This window comes from Vibrio sp. LQ2 (genome assembly GCF_023920125.1).
GTDB classification, from domain to species: domain Bacteria; phylum Pseudomonadota; class Gammaproteobacteria; order Enterobacterales; family Vibrionaceae; genus Vibrio; species Vibrio fluvialis.
On the sequence record NZ_CP085308.1, the window covers coordinates 909123 to 925355 of the forward strand.

Annotated in this window: 14 protein-coding genes; 2 read left to right on the forward strand and 12 right to left on the reverse strand. The window is 48.5% G+C overall.

The features are described from left to right. Nucleotides 1-12 precede the first annotated feature (12 nt). The 11 genes from LGV68_RS04280 to queE form a co-directional block, all read right to left on the reverse strand. The gene (locus LGV68_RS04280; RefSeq protein ID WP_020327425.1) at nt 13-237 is read right to left on the reverse strand and encodes a hypothetical protein; all 225 of its coding nucleotides are present in this window, start codon (nt 235-237) and stop codon (nt 13-15) included. A gap of 170 nt (nt 238-407) precedes the next feature. Continuing rightward, on the reverse strand, nt 408-1058 hold the full coding sequence (grxB, locus tag LGV68_RS04285) for a glutaredoxin 2 (protein WP_252536333.1): 651 nt from the start codon (nt 1056-1058) through the stop codon (nt 408-410). A 91-nt stretch (nt 1059-1149) separates the two neighbouring features. Next, nucleotides 1150-1911 carry a GNAT family N-acetyltransferase gene (locus LGV68_RS04290; protein ID WP_038157740.1) on the reverse strand — a complete coding sequence of 254 codons (762 nt, stop codon included), beginning with the start codon at nt 1909-1911 and terminating at the stop codon, nt 1150-1152. Nucleotides 1912-1922: 11 nt separating this feature from the next. After that, nucleotides 1923-2864, reverse strand: a complete 942-nt coding sequence (locus LGV68_RS04295) for an alpha/beta hydrolase (protein WP_075988607.1) — start codon at nt 2862-2864, stop codon at nt 1923-1925. A 164-nt stretch (nt 2865-3028) separates the two neighbouring features. Continuing rightward, nucleotides 3029-4426: an esterase-like activity of phytase family protein gene (locus tag LGV68_RS04300; RefSeq protein WP_075988608.1), complete on the reverse strand. Its 1398-nt coding sequence runs from the start codon at nt 4424-4426 to the stop codon at nt 3029-3031. A gap of 129 nt (nt 4427-4555) precedes the next feature. Next, the gene (locus LGV68_RS04305) at nt 4556-6493 is read right to left on the reverse strand and encodes a sensor domain-containing diguanylate cyclase (protein WP_152467898.1); all 1938 of its coding nucleotides are present in this window, start codon (nt 6491-6493) and stop codon (nt 4556-4558) included. A 143-nt stretch (nt 6494-6636) separates the two neighbouring features. Continuing rightward, nucleotides 6637-7245 carry an HAD family phosphatase gene (locus tag LGV68_RS04310; protein WP_055452731.1) on the reverse strand — a complete coding sequence of 203 codons (609 nt, stop codon included), beginning with the start codon at nt 7243-7245 and terminating at the stop codon, nt 6637-6639. Between the two features lie 130 nt (nt 7246-7375). Further along, nucleotides 7376-9823 carry a molybdopterin guanine dinucleotide-containing S/N-oxide reductase gene (locus LGV68_RS04315; RefSeq protein WP_252536334.1) on the reverse strand — a complete coding sequence of 816 codons (2448 nt, stop codon included), beginning with the start codon at nt 9821-9823 and terminating at the stop codon, nt 7376-7378. A gap of 19 nt (nt 9824-9842) precedes the next feature. After that, a complete protein-coding gene (locus tag LGV68_RS04320) occupies nt 9843-10934 on the reverse strand; it encodes a NapC/NirT family cytochrome c (protein WP_024373594.1) in 1092 nt (363 codons plus the stop codon). Between the two features lie 343 nt (nt 10935-11277). Beyond that, entirely contained in the window at nt 11278-11967 is a 690-nt protein-coding gene (gene queC, locus LGV68_RS04325) for a 7-cyano-7-deazaguanine synthase QueC (RefSeq protein WP_020327436.1), read from the reverse strand. A 12-nt stretch (nt 11968-11979) separates the two neighbouring features. Continuing rightward, nucleotides 11980-12648 (reverse strand): 7-carboxy-7-deazaguanine synthase QueE, encoded by a 669-nt coding sequence (gene queE / locus LGV68_RS04330; RefSeq protein ID WP_055452735.1) that lies wholly within the window; start codon nt 12646-12648, stop codon nt 11980-11982. A 257-nt stretch (nt 12649-12905) separates the two neighbouring features. On the opposite strand from queE, the gene yidA reads away from it, so the two are divergent. After that, nucleotides 12906-13730 carry a sugar-phosphatase gene (gene yidA, locus LGV68_RS04335; protein WP_075988609.1) on the forward strand — a complete coding sequence of 275 codons (825 nt, stop codon included), beginning with the start codon at nt 12906-12908 and terminating at the stop codon, nt 13728-13730. A 55-nt stretch (nt 13731-13785) separates the two neighbouring features. On the opposite strand, the gene LGV68_RS04340 is transcribed toward yidA, so the two are convergent. Next, a complete protein-coding gene (locus LGV68_RS04340; RefSeq protein ID WP_158130318.1) occupies nt 13786-14724 on the reverse strand; it encodes an NAD(P)-dependent oxidoreductase in 939 nt (312 codons plus the stop codon). Between the two features lie 461 nt (nt 14725-15185). On the opposite strand from LGV68_RS04340, the gene LGV68_RS04345 reads away from it, so the two are divergent. Next, nucleotides 15186-16214 (forward strand): amino acid ABC transporter substrate-binding protein, encoded by a 1029-nt coding sequence (locus LGV68_RS04345; protein ID WP_020432941.1) that lies wholly within the window; start codon nt 15186-15188, stop codon nt 16212-16214. The last annotated feature ends 19 nt before the right edge of the window (nt 16215-16233 follow it).

Genomic DNA, 16233 nt, shown 5'->3' on the forward strand with positions numbered 1-16233 from the left:
GGCTCCATAATTTTAGTGTTGAGTATCTGACGGATTGTGTCCGAAATCGGCCTGTTTATAGATATCGGCCAGCGATTTGGGTTTGGATGAATGAGATTTACGATAGCGTTTGGGTTCGAACTCTTGTTCGACATGCTTTAACGTCTCTTCATGCTCTCTTGCTGATTGAACGAACTCAGGGTTAGACATCGCCTCTTGGCGCAGGCGGTTAACGCGTTCTAGTGTATCCCACAACATAGAAGACCTCCTTTACCACTGTTCATGCATACAGCATAGTTGTCTGATAAAGGAAGTCAAGAAAAACACTGTATACTCAAACAGTATTTTAAAGGATCTTGAGAAGGATCAACGACAGAGGAAAAAGAAGCGGCGAAATAAAATATCTGCTGCTACAATTACTTAGATCACTATACTGCGACTTCGTCATACAGAGGAATAGTCGTTAACGCAGTGATTTCATCCAGATACTGCCTTACTCGTTCAGGAAACTGAATACCTTTCACCACCGTCAGGTTGCGTAGCGTCGGGTACAGATTCAAGTCATCGTAGCTCAGCTGGTTGCTTCGCTCTGAAGGCAATCGCAACCAATTTAGCTTGCTCAGCAAAACATTCATCGGTTCGAGAAAATCAGTCGTATTGGCGTAAGCTTGTTCAAAACTCATTCCAATCATGGCCGATTTATTCTTGGTGTACCACGCTTTCGCCTCTGGCAATTGAAACTCAGGTAAGTCGATCATCATCCAACGGGGATGCACTAACGGTCCGTTAAAAGGGGCGATTTGACGCTGCCACTCCGAGAGCTCATCGCCAAACTCGGCAGCCGTTAAGCTTGGTTGTCCGTCCAACACATCGAAGTATGCAGCGATATCAAGGCTCTCAGCCATGTAACTGCCATCCGGCTTTTGTAAAATCGGGACCATATTGGCTCCCACCTTTGCAATACGTGCGTCGACATCGTGATTTTGCAGGTAGACCCATTCCACATCGATCTTTTTATATGCGGCAACCATCATCGCCTTAATGCAGTACGGGCAATGTTGAAAAACAAACAGTTTCATAACCTATCCTTAGCCAGTTGAATGGTTTCCAGTCTAGCAAGTCAATGGTAAAACTCAAATTAACCTTATGATTTATAATTAGAATCAATAATTAGACTTGAAATAGATAAGGCGTTGTTGTCGCGATCAGCTCAAATCCATATTTTTCGACAATCGGTCGGCTCATCGCTGAAGCATCAATAATCAAGTATTGTTTCCCAGCCAGCTTGGCGTCCCGAATCCGTTGTTTGAGCAGTGCCTGATAACAGCCGCGCCCCCGATACTCCGGCAACGTACTTCCACCCCAAATTCCGGCAAACGGGCTGTCAGCATTAAACGTGATCCACGCAGAAGAGACCGGTGTACCATCCTGATACACAACATAAATTCTGATGGAAGCCGGATCTTGTCGTTTGGTTTCAATCAGGTGCAGCAACTGAGCCTGGCACGCTTCTCCGCGCAGTTCCTGTTTGACCCGCATCGCATCACGAATGCCCTCTTCATCGGTCACTTCCGCGCACAACATTTGGGGCTCCGGCAATTCACAGCTTGCCAGATCGAGCGCCATGAAAGACTCTGGTTCTTCAGCAATAAACCCTTTCTGCAGTAGCATCACTCCGATATTCTCAGGCTGATCGCTATCGTAAGTTTTCCACTCGAAGCTTTTGCCAAGCCGGGTGAAAAATGCCACTTCTTTATCAATAACTATGTTTGCCTGCTCTTCACTCAGCTCAAAGTACGCAATAAAACTGCCATCCATATCCGGCGACACCACTTTCACTACCTGAGCCGTGGCAAACTTCTCCCAACCCGGGATTTCATACTCTTTGCGCTCATACTGGTTGTATAGCGCCATCACTTCCTGTGTTTTCACGAAAAGTCCCTTTATTCCGTTGATTTGATAAGCCGCGCGACGTGGCGCAAAGATTGTCTCGCTGCCTGGCTGACACCCGCTAACTGGAAAAATCCGTGGATGACGCCCAGATAACGCTGGCAATGCGCTTCAACGCCCTGCTTGGTTAGCAAAGCATAGAGCTTTTCCCCCTCGTCGCGCAAAGGATCGCACTCAGCAGTCAGGATATGAGTCACAGGTAGGCCTGCTAAATCACCTCTTTGCAACAGATTGAGTTCGGGTAGATGCAATTTTCCTGATGCGTAGAGTTCAAAACCCGAGAGCAGCATTTGCCGCGTGATCACGTAGTAGTCACCAAAGGTTTGATAGCTCTCAGAGCAGCCAAACGGGTCCAGCATTGGATAAATCAGTATCTGCTGTTTCGGAAGCCATTCTGCTTGCTGTTTGAGTCTCAAGCAGGTCGCCAGAGCCAAATGACCACCTGCGCTGTCACCGATAAGGGTAATGTTCGACGCGTCACCCCCCAACACGTGAGCGTTTTCATAAATCCACTGAGTGGCATCGAACGCATCATTGTGAGCTGCCGGATAGAGGAATTCCGGTGCCAATCGATAACTGACCGCCACCACCATGGCATCGCTCAGTTGGGCTAACGTGGCCAATTGTTGATGATGCGTTGTAAAGCTTCCACTCACAAAACATCCACCATGAAAATACACCGCCATCGGTTGGTTTGAACGCTGATCACAACGATAAATACGCAAGCGAATATGACCGATTGCCAGTTCCTCAAACGTGACCGATTGAGGAGATTCTCCGGCAAGGGCCACACTTGCTTCATAGCCTTCGCGACGTTGAGCAATCGAAGGTAGTGGCAAGTCTTCCGCTTTCTGAGCAACAAATTCATCCACCAAAGCCGCTATGCCGGCTTCAAGTGTGGGTTCAAACGGTGAGCAGTGTTGTGTGGTTGGCATGATAACTCTTGTTCTGTGTCTCAATTTGGTGGTCATTGTATGAGATAGAGAACAACTGTATAAATATACAGATCACACTTTTTGCAGAGAAATTCAGGCTGGATGTAAAAAACGGGCCCCCATTCAGAATAGCCCGTCGATTACGCAAAAATAGTGGCGTGGCCTTATGGCTTCGCTCGCAGATCCAGATTATCGATCACATACAGGGTATTACCATCCACACGGCGGCGATCCGCATCGAGATATTTTTGCTCAAGTTTGCCATCGCTGGACCAGGTTGCAAAATCATCGTCATTGATCACGGCGATTTGCGTTGGGCTCACCACCCACAAGCCTTCCAGTTTGTCATGAGGATAGTGAAGCTGCTTGGCCACATCCACCAGCAGAGTTTTCTGCACGGGCTTAATACCGTAAGCGTCAAGCGCATCCCAGCCCTGTTCCACCACCACTTGCTCAATGGTCTTTCCGCCAAGCATCAGGCCTAGCTTTTCATCCTGCTGAACATCGCCAGCCAATGGCAGCGTTTCCAGGTCCGTCGCACCACGCAAGTCAATACGGTAAAGGTGTTTCATCGCTTTCGGTTTGTCGCGTAAAAATGCGCCGTCACGTTCAATCACCACAAACTCATTTGCAGACAAAGCAGAGATCCCGGAGTTTGAGTTCTGCTTTTTCTCCTGACGATAGAGATACTGATGCACGTTGCCATCGTTCAGATTCACCGTCACGATGCGCACCACGTCGCCATCTTTAGTCGATTTGTTCGGGTTCATCATGGTTGACTGCATTATCCCCACCAGCGTGGTTTCGTCTGGCGTAATCGCTAAGCCTTCCATACCGCGGTTAGCGCGGCGATGAGCAAATTCTTGCGGCAAGTACGAGGTATCACGACTGTCTTGCGTAAAGGCGTTGATACGGCCAATTTCGACACCATTCTGATCAAAATGCACTAGGTGCGGGCCATATTCATCACTAACCCAAAACGTACCATCGCGCAGCGCCACCAACCCTTCAGGGTCCAGACCATAATCGTCGAGTTTGAGTGGGTTCTTGGATTGTTCAAAAGGCTGCTGGCTATTGACCACAATCGGATCGCCGCTGGCATCGTAAGGTGTTTCACCAGTACCGCCTAGCGCCGAGGTGTTAGGCAGACCAGTAATGGGAGTGCCATCCGGACGTTTAAGCAGAATCGTTTTCAACTGTTTCACTTTGCCCTTTGGGGTCACTTCAAACAAGCCGATACGCGGAGTGTAATCAGGCACAGGGAACATTTTGCCTTTACCGAGACTGCCATGAGGATAGTCGGCATTCGGACCACGGTCAGTGATGGCATAAAACTGATTTGGATTGCTCGGATGTGCACACATGTCCGACCCGTATCCGCCGTTACGAATCTCGATAGCGTGACCTGAGGTGTCCTTAAGATCCGAACGCAGCACTTGATAAGGCAGGCTGGCCCCTTGCTGCTTATCAACGCTACTTATCGAACTTGTTTGCGCAGCCTGCGCTGAACCGACCAACACGCTTAACAGTAATGCGGCAGGCAGGTATTTTCCCTTACTCATAAAATTCCCCATACAAGTGGTTGTTTAATCGAACAATGTCGAGATGGGAAACTAATCTACGCCGTGATTATGACGTTTTGGGTAATTTGATATGACAAACAAAAGCGGAAAAGAATGGAGTGAATACGCTCAGCAAACGCAGTTTCTGCCGTTTTCTTTGCCTTGATAGAGAGCGCGGTCAGCCTGTTTAAGCAGTGCAAACGGATTACACGTTCCCTTCTGAGTGGAGGCAACGCCGATTGTGACAGTCAACATGATATCTTGTTGCTGATAGTGCATTTTGTGGACTTCCACCAAGCGACGCAATTTATCCGCGATCGCAAACGCCGTCTGATAGTCAGTGTGAGGCAACAGCACCGTAAATTCCTCTCCGCCCATGCGGGCGAGCGTGTCGTATTCCCGCAAGTGAGACTGTAAGCTCTGGCTGATTTGTTGCAGCACGTAGTCACCGGCATCATGGCCGAAGCGATCATTGATCTGCTTAAAGAAGTCGAAATCGATAGCAAGAATTGAAAGCTCCTGCTTGTCTCTGCTGCTGCGCAGCAGTTCTTCATGCAACTCCTGTAAGAAATAGCGGCGGTTGTAGGCTCCCGTTAGAGGATCGGTTGTCGATTCTTTTTGCAACCGCAGCTCCAGCTCTTTCTTCTCAGAGATATCGATCAATTGTCCTGACCAAATCATCTTTCCTTCATTAGACAGCGACGGAATAGAGTGGCCATACAACCAACGTAATTTCCCCCCAGCTTTGACCCGAAACTCACACTTCCACTCTTCGAGTGTCTGAGCCGCTTGTTCAATGCTCTGACGTACTTTGCTGACGTCTTCAGGATAAATGGCATCAAACACGGGCGCTGCATCCCGAGCCGCATCTTCCGGTGACACGCCGAAAATATCCTTCAGTTTCTGACTGGCGTAAGGGAAACGGCACGAACCATCGTCGAGATACTCGAACTGATAAAGAACAGCCGGAGAAACTTTGGCTAATGACTGAAGATGATTATTGAGCGAGACCAGTTCGCTGATGTCGATAATCGAGCCGACATAGTACTGACTTCGCCCATCTTCAGAGGTGACCGTTCTGGCCCGGTCTGCCAGCCAGATATATTGACCGTCTGCGCGGCGAAAACGGTATTCGCAATCCAGAATGGCGTTTTCACCCTGCGCGCGCCATTTGGCCACCCGCTCATCGTATTCACTCAAATCCTGAGGATGAATATGCCGACGCCACCAATTGACCTGGTTGATCACGTCCCCATCTTTGTACATCAGCAACGCTTCAACGCCGCGGGTAATAAACTGAACACGTTGGTCTTTGTCAGCCGATATCTTATAGATCACCGTCGGGCATAAATCCATGATCATATTGAGATCTTTACTGAGTAACTCGTTCTGTGCCTGAATATGTTTATAAGCGGAAATGTCGATGTGCGTGCCCAGCATCCATTCAGGATTGCCGCTTTGATCCCAGGACACAATGCGACCGTAATCGCGCACCCAGACCCAGTGGCCATCTTTATGTCGCATACGAGCTTCGCACTCGTAGTACGGCTTCTCACCATTAAAATGGGCGTTAAGAGCCACTTCAGATAACGCCAGATCGTCGGGATGAGCCAAATTTAACCAGGTATTAATGTCGGTTGGCGCCAACTCCTGTAAGTTGTAACCAACAATACCTGCCCAGCGCTCATTGAATTTGGTTTCACCGGTTTGAACATTCCATTCCCAAGTCGCAATTTGAGCGCAATCGAGAATCTGTTTCATACGCTGGATATGCAGAATCGACGGATGCGACGCATCTTCAATCTGCACAAGATACTGAAGCTGACCCGTTTTATCCTGAATACTGGAGATTTGCCCGGAGTAGAGCGTGCCGCTAACCACAGTAGTAATGTGCAAAGCATCGGAGGATGGGAAATGGTGCTGAATGTCGGCGAAAGACAGCTCCCCCTCTCCATCAGTTGAGGTCAGGAGCAGCTGATTTAAGTGGGTAACGTGCTGAAATGTTTGCGCCGAATGAGATAACAGCTCTCCCGTCGATGCAAACAACAAAGTGATCGTTCCTTTCACTACAAGGTCCCTAACGCACTAATTTATTGTTATTTTTATTCATAGTAGTTGAGCAACCGACAATTACCACACAATATGTGTATGTTTATCACAAAATATTAGCGCTTCGTTGCTCAGTTTTGCCAGCGATCACAAATTCCAGCTCAGAAGTTCAAACCCAATGAAACCAAGGTATTACGTGCTTCCTGAGCCGTCACAAACTGGAACGAATGAAACCCCTGATCGATCGCACCCTGAACATTGGCTGGCATGTCATCCATAAATACCGATTCATGTGGCAAGATGTTTTGGCTGTGAGCCAGATGTTGATAAATGCGCGGATCCGGTTTGAGTAACCCACACTCACTTGACACGACGGCACCAGAAAACTTTGGCCAGAAATCATAGGTTGCTTTCAGATGGGCGACGATTTCATTGACGTTGTCCGTCAATGCATAAAGGGTGTAACCCGCGTCCAGCAAGTCATCCATCAACGTTTGCGTACCGTCGATCAGTTGCTGAGTGGCTTTGATGTAGTGAAACAGTGTCTCCAGTTCTGCAGGTTCAATACCCAGCGTAGAATGAAACTGCAACTGTGCCTGTTGTTCTGTGTAGTGTCCTTTATTGAGATCACGCCAAATCTCACTTTGGAACAGCAGCTTCGCGCGCTGTTTTGCCTGCTCGGTTTCCCCAAAAGTGAGCGCGGAAATTTCCGCAGGCGCCCACTTAACGATCACATTACCAATATCAAACACCACATTTTTTATCGTCATAAACGCCTCCTGATTATGGTTCGAGTCTAGCTCAGGTTTACGACAAGGTGTTGAAGGCTGACTCGCATTGATACTAATTCAACGATAAAAAAACCGCTCCGAAGAGCGGTTTAGTCGTCAATGTTTACGCTTAAGCACCTTTTGGTGGCGTAAACGCCGTTAGCGGAAGCGCTTCACCCTGCCATTTTTCAATCTTGACCAGTGACGAGTTACCCGCGCAACCGTTAGCCAGGCGTGATGAAGGAATGTCCGCGGTCAATACGTTACAGCCGCCGTTTTTACAGATGCCATGTGGTTTGTCGAAATCTGGCCACGCTCCTTCATGAATACACACCGAACCTTGTTTGATGCCATCCGTAATAAGGGCTCCCACCAGAACCTGGCCGCGATCGTTAAACGCTCGCACCAAGTCTTCATCGGCAATACCACGCGCTTTTGCATCTTCCGGATGAATCCAGATAGGCTCTCGGTTGGCAATCGCATACAGCTCACGCAGTTTGGCGTAGTTCAACTGGCTGTGCAGACGATGGGCCGCGTGCGACGTCATCAGTTGCAACTCACCATCTTTGGCGTTGCCCACCCACTCCGTTGGCGGCAGCCAGGTCGGATGCGGAGGACAATCTTTATAACCAAAACTCTCAATGGTTTTAGAGTAAATTTCGATCTTGCCACTTGGCGTACCCAATGGATTCAGAATCGGATCTTCACGGAAATCTTTATAGCGCACGAATTTCGCGTTCTCTTCATTCCACTTCATCTCAATCAGTTGATTCTGTTTCCAGAAGTAGCTGAAGTTTGGCATCGCAATGCGGTTAGCTCGGCCAATTTTCTGAGCGTCTTTGTAGAAACCCGCCAGCCATTCCATTTCGGTTTTGCCATCCATATAGACGTCACGACCGCCCGGTTTGAGTAGCTCAGCCATATCCGCAAACACATCCAGGTCGTTGCGCGCTTCAAACTGTGGTTCAATCACCTGTTTCATCGGCACCAAGTGCTGGTTACTGTAGTCCCCGGTCATGGTCATGTCGTTGCGTTCAAACGAGGTCGTGATTGGCAGAACCACATCCGCGTGTTTCGCCGCGGCGGTCCAGTATGGTTCAGAGATCACAATCAGTTCTGGTTTTTGCCACGCTTTGATCAGACGGTTGGTGTCCTGATGGTGAGTAAAGTTTGCACCGCCCGCCCACCAGATCATTTTGACATCAGGGAAGACTCGTTCATGACCGTTGTGTTGGTATTTACCACCAGGATTTTCCAGTGCTTCGACAATACGAGCCACTGGGAACGCATTAACAGCGCCCGAGACCGCCCAGTCGTTACCCGCAGAAGAAGCGCCCGCAATCTCCGCAGAAATTGCCGGTAAAACGCCAGCATTGCGCGTTGGGTTACCACCATTGGAATAGTGGTAAGAGAAACCAAAACCGCCACCCGGTAAACCAATCTGGCCCAACATAGCGGCCAGTGTAACCAGCATCCAGTGTTTCTGTTCGCCATACTGCTGACGCTGAATTCCCCAGCCCGACATGATCATCGTGCGGTTCTGACTGAAAATATCCCCCAGCAGTTCCAGTTGTTTAGCGGGTACGCCACAGATGCCTTCCGCCCATTGTGGGGTTTTCTCGACACCGTCCGACTTACCTAACAGGTAGTCTTCAAATTTGTCGTAACCTGATGTGTACTTATTCAGAAATTCCACATCGTGCTGTTTCTTTGTTACCAGCGAGTGCGCGACCCCCAGCAGCATCGCCACGTCCGTTCCCGGATGCGGTGCAATCCACTGTGCTTTGTCACCAAAAAACTCGATGGTTTCGGAGCGCATTGGGTCGACAGCAATGATGGTTTTGTTGGACTTTTGCAGTTGATGGAAGAACTCCAGACCCGCGCCATCGGTACTCGACCAGGCAATTTTCAGCGTGTTCAGTGGGTTTAAACCCCACAGTACGACGACGTCCGAATTCTCCATAATCATCGGGTATGTCGTTTGCTGTTCATACACTTCGATTGACCCTACCACGTGTGGCATGATCACTTGCGCTGCACCGGTTGAGTAGTCGCCAAGGTGGCCGGAATAACCGCCCGCCATGCTCATGTAACGTTGCAGCAATGTCTGCGCTTTGTGCAGGATACCACTGGATCGCCAACCATATGAGCCAGCAAAGACGGACTCGGCACCGTACTGCTTACGAATACGCATATGCTGTTCATGAATGAGCTTGTACGCTTGGTCCCAACTAACACGGACGAACTCATCGTCTCCGCGTGTGCCCTGAGGTTTAGATGGGTTGGCCAGATAGCCTTTGCGTACCATCGGATATTTAACGCGTGCTTGAGTATGCGCCTGATCCGGCGCAGAACTTTGCAGGCTGTTTTCCACGGTTTGTGGCAGCGCATTGGTCGATGACACGATTTTGCCATCTTTCACTTCAACCAACATCGCGCCCCAGCGGCCAGCAGTCAACACTGCTGAGCCACTGCGTTCGTTGGCAAATACAGGCATAGGTGCAACAGATGAAATGGCAAACGCGCCCGCTGTCATACCTGCACCTTTCAGAAAACTTCGACGTGTGAGAGTGGTCATCACTGAATCCTTATACTGGTTATTGAGCGGCATCTTTTGCGTTGTATTGGAAGAACTTAGTCAGAATCTCTAAATCTTCTTTGCTGATGGATGTACGATCACCCATACTTTTTGCCACCGCAGGCCATGCGTTGACCGTAAAGTGCTCGCTTGGAATCTTGGCGTGACAGGTTGAACAGTAAACGTTGTCCAACTGCTCGGCGTAAGACCACAACGAATCGATTTTCGCCAGCACAGGCGTTTCGATGTCACCCTGTAGCTCAACGCTGCGCCATTTATTACCGTAATCGTCTTCAGTGTATTCGCCTGTAGTCAGCGCGTTCTGACCCGCTTCGGTCAGGATGGCCACCACCGCGCGCTTGCCTTGCCCCATGTAAAGCACTTGCTCCGCGCCTTGCATCTGGTAAGCCGTCAGAGAAACTGTGCGCTTGCCATCTTTATCGCTCATCACTGCCAGTTTGGTTGCCGGATTAATGGTGCCCAACTTACCGATTGGAGTCGCTTGCATGGTGAACACTTCTTTTGCCGTTGCCGGGGTCAGTTTGGCTTCATCCACCAGATGAGCCAGCGCCTGACTATCCATTTTCACTTCAGGCAGGATATGCGCGACGCCTTTGTGACAGTCGATACAAGTTTGGTTGTTCTCAATACCGTACTGGTGCATCTTTTGCGCTTCAGGAGTCTGGTCGTAGGTTTCCATCGCATCTTCTGAGTGACAAGAGCGACAAGTCACCGAATCATTCGCCTTCAACTGCGCCCAGACCGTTTCGGCCATTTCGGCACGATGCGCTTCGTACTTCTCATCCGTGCTGATCTTTTTGGTAATGAACTCGTGGTAGATGTCTTTAGACGCACGAATCTTAGTGATCAGGTAATCGATGGTATCGGTGGGGATATGACAGTCCGCACATTCAGCACGAATGCCTTTTGCATTCGTAAAGTGCACGGAACCCTGATACTCCTTGTAAGGGGTTTCCATGGTGTGGCAAGAGACGCAGAACTCGGTGCTCGAGGTCTTTTCCAAAATAGCATGCGTTCCGCCGAGTGTCAGCCAACCTATGACTACACCAATGACGAGAAGCAGCACGATCGCGCTTTTTTTAATACTCATTTGTCCTCACAAATCTGTGGGTTTGATTACGAAATATCGCAGCTCAACTGGGTGAACTGAAGTTAATTACGTATGCAATCCTACCCCTAAAGGGCTAAGGCTATTTGACAATAGTCAACGGAATCCCAAATTGGGCGTGAGACAGATCACTTTTTGTACCGGAATCAAATTCTGATATTGCGATTCACCACAAATTCTCACAATTTGTATGGATATTGTGATTTTGAGCTTAGTGTAATGCGGGGGAAAACGGCAGGTAGGCAGAATGAAAAACAAAAAAGCCGCGAAACTGAACACTCTAATGAGCTTCAATGACGCAGCTTCTTTGTGAAGGTATGCAGTATTATTGGGCTTGTTTGGCAACCAGAGCGGCCATGACAGCCTCACGGTTTTCCAGATAATCGTTCAAGCCCGCTTTACGCAGGTGACACGATGGACAGTCTCCACAACCATCGCCGATGATACCGTTGTAACAAGTCAGTGTTTCATTACGAACTAACTCCAGCGCGTCATTTTGATCCGCCATTGCCCAGGTTTCCGCTTTGTTCAGCCACATCAGCGGCGTACGAATTTCCAGCTCGCGATCCATCCCTTGAACCAATGCGCTGTTCATCGCTTTAACGAAGTCGTTGCGACAATCCGGATAGCCGGAAAAATCTGTCTCACACACGCCGGTAATGACGGTCTGCGCACCAATTTGGTAAGCATAAATGCCCGCCAGAGTCAGAAACAGAATATTGCGCCCCGGAACAAATGAGTTTGGCAGGCCATTTTCTTGGAGTTCGTGCGACACCGGAATGTCGTCTCGAGTCAGTGAGCTGATTGCCAACTCATTCAACAGACCGACATCCATCACTTTGTGCGCTTTCACACCTAGTTTTTTCGCCAGCGTCTGTGCTACTTCAATCTCCAGCTTGTGACGCTGACCATAGTCGAACGTAATGGCATGCACTTCATCAAACTCTTTCAAAGCCTGAACCAAACAGGTCGTTGAATCCTGACCGCCGCTGAACACGACAACTGCTTTTTTCATTCCGCTACTCCTTTAAGCAATGCTGAGATATTTGTGAGTCTGAATAGACAAGCGCCAGTTTCGCGCAATACAAGTCTCAATGCACAGCTGGGTTGCACGTGGTTTCTGGCTGATCGGCTGTAGCGCAATCACAGTCTTTTCCGGCACCTTGGCGCGAGCAAGTAGCTGATCCAGATTGTCGATGTCTTTATCAGTCGCAACCGGGTGCTTAATTTCATTTGCTCTGCGCAGCGCAGAATCGATTACTGGCAATTTGCCTTTCATCGCCACTTTTGGTGACACTGTCACCCAAGTATTTTCGGTTGCCTGAACGTCAAAGGTACCGCTGGTCTCTATTTGACAGCGGCAGCCAATCGCTTCAAATGCCTGCGTCAGAGGCACTAAATCATAGATACAAGGTTCACCACCTGTAATCACGATATGTTTAGCACTGTAGCCCTGAGCACGATATCGCTCGATGATCTGTTGCGCTGATGCGGAGCACCAGTTCGGATTGTCTTCCGTTTTCACCAGAATTTCATCAAATGAGCGCTCATCAGCGGGCTCGGCATCCCAGGTCTGTTTCGTATCACACCAGGCACAGCCAACAGGACATTCTTGCAGACGAACAAACACCGCAGGCACGCCGGTAAACACGCCCTCGCCCTGAATCGTCTCAAACATTTCGTTTACTTTATACAAGGTAAAATTGCCTAACTTGTTATCCAAAAATTGCAGATCGCTGACCTTAAAGGATGCGTTGGTGAAGGTCAATTTAAAACCGCCGTTCCGCACACAAAAAGTCGCAACTTAACTCCACCAATTGCATAAGCAGAGTTCGCACACCCAGATCAAAGCTACGCATAAATATTCGACACCATTTTCATCAAAAACGCGCATCCTGTCATATTTTAGGTATAATCTGACCTTTCGTTTCGCGCAGACTTTTTAGGTAAGACATGTACAAACTGATCGCTCTCGATATGGATGGCACCCTGTTAAACAGCCAAAAGCAAATTTCACCACGCACCAAACTGGCGATTGCTGAGGCTCGCGAACAAGGGATTAAAGTGGTTCTGGCGTCCGGTCGTCCGATTGACGGCATGCGCAGCAAGCTCGAAGAACTGAACATTCAATCGAAAGATGATTACGTGCTCTACTACAACGGCTCGATGGTTGCCAACGTCGGTACTGGCGAGATCATCTACCAGCAGATTCTTGATGGCCGCAGCGCGAAAATGGTGGCCCGTCTGGCCAACGAAATGGGCGTTAATACCCATGCATTTAGCCAAATTCATGGTTTGATTACTCCGAAAACCAGCAAGTACACCGAAGTTGAAGCGCAAATTAATGGCCTTTCTATTACCGAGATGGACTTTGAGCAACTGGAAGATGATCACCCAATCATCAAAGCCATGATTGTGGCCGAACCTGAGCTGCTCACCCGCACCATCGCCAGTCTGCCAGCTGATCTGCATCAGCAATATACGATCGTACAAAGCGCGCCATTCTTCCTTGAGTTCCTTAATACTCAAAGCAACAAAGGCGTGGGTGTCAAAGCGATTGCCGACCACCTGAATATTCCGGCCAGCCAGGTCATCTGTATGGGTGATGCCGAAAACGATCATCACATGCTGCAATACGCAGGGATGGGCATTGCCATGGCTAACGCGATGGAAGAAACGAAGCGCATCGCCGATTACATCACGCTAAGCAATGACGAAGATGGTGTTGCTGCGGCGATTGAAAAGTTTGCCCTCAACAAAGAGCGTTGCGACGCGTAAGTGCTTCCAGGACACAAAAAGGCGGCCAACAGCCGCCTTTTTATTTTGCCCGATTCTATTTTTCAAAGCCCTGACCCAGCACTCGCTGATGTGCCTGCAATAAAGTGTATTCCTGCATACCATGTGGGATCAGAACACACACTCTCAATTGCTCCGCTTTAGCTTTCTTGAGGCGTTCGCTTAGTTCTGCCGCACTGGTAAAGCGCTCACGTTCAGCATCGCGACGACACAAATCGATAAAATCAAACGGGCATGACTTGGCAAACAGCACCAACTCAGCCTGTTGCATGTAGCGCAGTGCTTTGAGAGGCAGTAACTCCACATCTTTACCAAATTCTACCCAGATCACTTCACCATCATCATCCAGCGGTTTATCGAGTGCCTTGATGTACATTTTTTCCAGGCTTTCGCGATCTTTGGCATTTTTTACTTCGGTATCCGCAAAAAACATCTCCCAGAATTTGCGACGGAGATCAACTGTTGGCAAAAATTCTTTGATGGAGTTTCGTTTCGACGCACCAAAATCCGCCAGTAGTCCAAGGTTCTGAGGCAAAACGGCTTCGAGAGTTTCCCGTACGTTGCGAATCAGCACCGGCGACGCGCCACCGCTAGAGATAGCAAGCTGTACACGGCCACGTTCGATCATCGAAGGGGTAATAAAATCGCAGTAAGGTTGATCATCAACCACATTGACTAAAATACCCATGTTTTTTGCATCTTTATGCACTTGATGGTTTAAATCCGGGTTATCGGTTGTCGCCCAAACCTGCAGATATTCTTTGGTGAGAATCTGAGACGTGTAAAAATTTTGAATCCACTGACACTTACCGTCATCCACTAAGGATTGCAGAGTTGAGGCAATTTGTGGAGAAACAATAGTCACTTTGGCTCCGGCGCGAAGGAGCGCATCTATTTTGCGGCATGCAACCTCCCCTCCGCCTACGACGAGCACCGGTTTGTTAGTTAAATCCAGGAACAGAGGAAAATATCGCATTTTATTTTGGTCACAATCTAAATAACTATGCGTTTCATGCTACCAAAAAAGGTGCAAGGAAATCACTAGCTAAGGTGGATGAAATAATTAATCACCGAATTTGAGCCGGGGATCAGCATTTTATATTGAAATCTCACACAAACTATAAGTGTTAATATTAAGTTAACAGTTAATTGTCCTTCTACCATTCTGTTGCACTAATCGTGTGCCCAGTTGCACTATTTACAACCGCGTAACATTTCGCCATTCTAACTACAGCTTAGGTTTGTGATCTCAAACGAAAATCTTTTTAAATTATATATTTGAGAATCCTTTATTCCTTACCTACGCTTATAAACGGTTGATTTGTAAATGTGCGATTGAGCCCAAATACAGCCGAAACTAATAATAAAACACAACATTTTCTGAACCTTGTATCAGGTGTCACCTGGTCAACCATGGATCATACAGGAAGGATACAAATGGCAAATAAACTAACAGTTCTTGCTTCCGTTGTAGCGGCATCTACTGCCCTGATGGCTAACTCAGCCTCAGCTGCGGACAGCACCCTAGACAAAGTATTGTCTCAAGGTTTTCTGACTTGTGGCGTGAGTACTGGTCTTCCGGGCTTCTCGAACCCTAACGCAAAAGGCGAATGGGAAGGGATCGATGTGGAATATTGTCAAGCGCTTGCAGCTGCAGTTCTTGGTGACAAAACTAAGGTCAAATACGTACCTCTGACCGCAAAAGAACGCTTCACTGCCCTGCAGTCTGGCGAAATCGACGTTCTGTCTCGTAACACCACTTGGACTCTACACCGCGATTCAGCGCTGGGTCTGAACTTTGTTGGTGTGAACTACTACGACGGTCAGGGCTTCATGGTTAAGAAAGATCTTGGCATTTCAAGTGCTAAAGAGCTGGATGGCGCATCTGTCTGTGTTCAGTCAGGTACAACTACCGAGCTAAACCTTGCAGACTACTTCCGTAATAACGGTATGAGCTACAAGCCAGTCGTATTCGATACAGCAGCGCAAACTTCAAAAGGTTTCGATGCCGGTCGTTGTGACGTACTGACTACTGACCAATCTGGTCTGTACGCTCTGCGCCTGAACCTGGAAAAACCAGATTCAGCTGTTGTACTACCTGAAATCATTTCTAAAGAGCCTCTGGGTCCAGTTGTTCGTCAGGACGACGACAAGTGGTTCAACGTAGCGAAATGGACTCTGTTCGCGATGGTTAACGCGGAAGAATACGGCATCACTTCTAAGAACGCAGACGAAATGCTGAAGTCTGACAACCCAGAAGTTAAACGCATTCTGGGCGTCGACGGTCCTAAAGGTTCAGGTCTGGGCATCCGTGACGACTGGGGTTACCAAATCGTGAAACAAGTGGGTAACTACGGTGAAAGCTTCGAGCGCACAGTAGGTAAAGGTTCGCCTCTACAAATTTCTCGTGGCGTGAACGCGCTGTGGAATGCGGGCGGCTTTATGTACGCTCCACCTATCCGTTAATAAAGATTGATAAAAATGG

What these genes read in the sequence shown, in the direction of transcription:
- LGV68_RS04280 (WP_020327425.1), bottom strand. Translation starts at nt 237, where the DNA reads ATGTTGTGGGATACACTAGAACGCGTTAACCGCCTGCGCCAAGAGGCG.
- grxB (WP_252536333.1), bottom strand. Translation starts at nt 1,058, where the DNA reads ATGAAACTGTTTGTTTTTCAACATTGCCCGTACTGCATTAAGGCGATG.
- LGV68_RS04295 (WP_075988607.1), bottom strand. Translation starts at nt 2,864, where the DNA reads ATGCCAACCACACAACACTGCTCACCGTTTGAACCCACACTTGAAGCC.
- LGV68_RS04300 (WP_075988608.1), bottom strand. Translation starts at nt 4,426, where the DNA reads ATGAGTAAGGGAAAATACCTGCCTGCCGCATTACTGTTAAGCGTGTTG.
- LGV68_RS04310 (WP_055452731.1), bottom strand. Translation starts at nt 7,245, where the DNA reads ATGACGATAAAAAATGTGGTGTTTGATATTGGTAATGTGATCGTTAAG.
- LGV68_RS04315 (WP_252536334.1), bottom strand. Translation starts at nt 9,823, where the DNA reads ATGACCACTCTCACACGTCGAAGTTTTCTGAAAGGTGCAGGTATGACA.
- LGV68_RS04320 (WP_024373594.1), bottom strand. Translation starts at nt 10,934, where the DNA reads ATGAGTATTAAAAAAAGCGCGATCGTGCTGCTTCTCGTCATTGGTGTA.
- queC (WP_020327436.1), bottom strand. Translation starts at nt 11,967, where the DNA reads ATGAAAAAAGCAGTTGTCGTGTTCAGCGGCGGTCAGGATTCAACGACC.
- yidA (WP_075988609.1), top strand. Translation starts at nt 12,906, where the DNA reads ATGTACAAACTGATCGCTCTCGATATGGATGGCACCCTGTTAAACAGC.
- LGV68_RS04340 (WP_158130318.1), bottom strand. Translation starts at nt 14,724, where the DNA reads ATGCGATATTTTCCTCTGTTCCTGGATTTAACTAACAAACCGGTGCTC.
- LGV68_RS04345 (WP_020432941.1), top strand. Translation starts at nt 15,186, where the DNA reads ATGGCAAATAAACTAACAGTTCTTGCTTCCGTTGTAGCGGCATCTACT.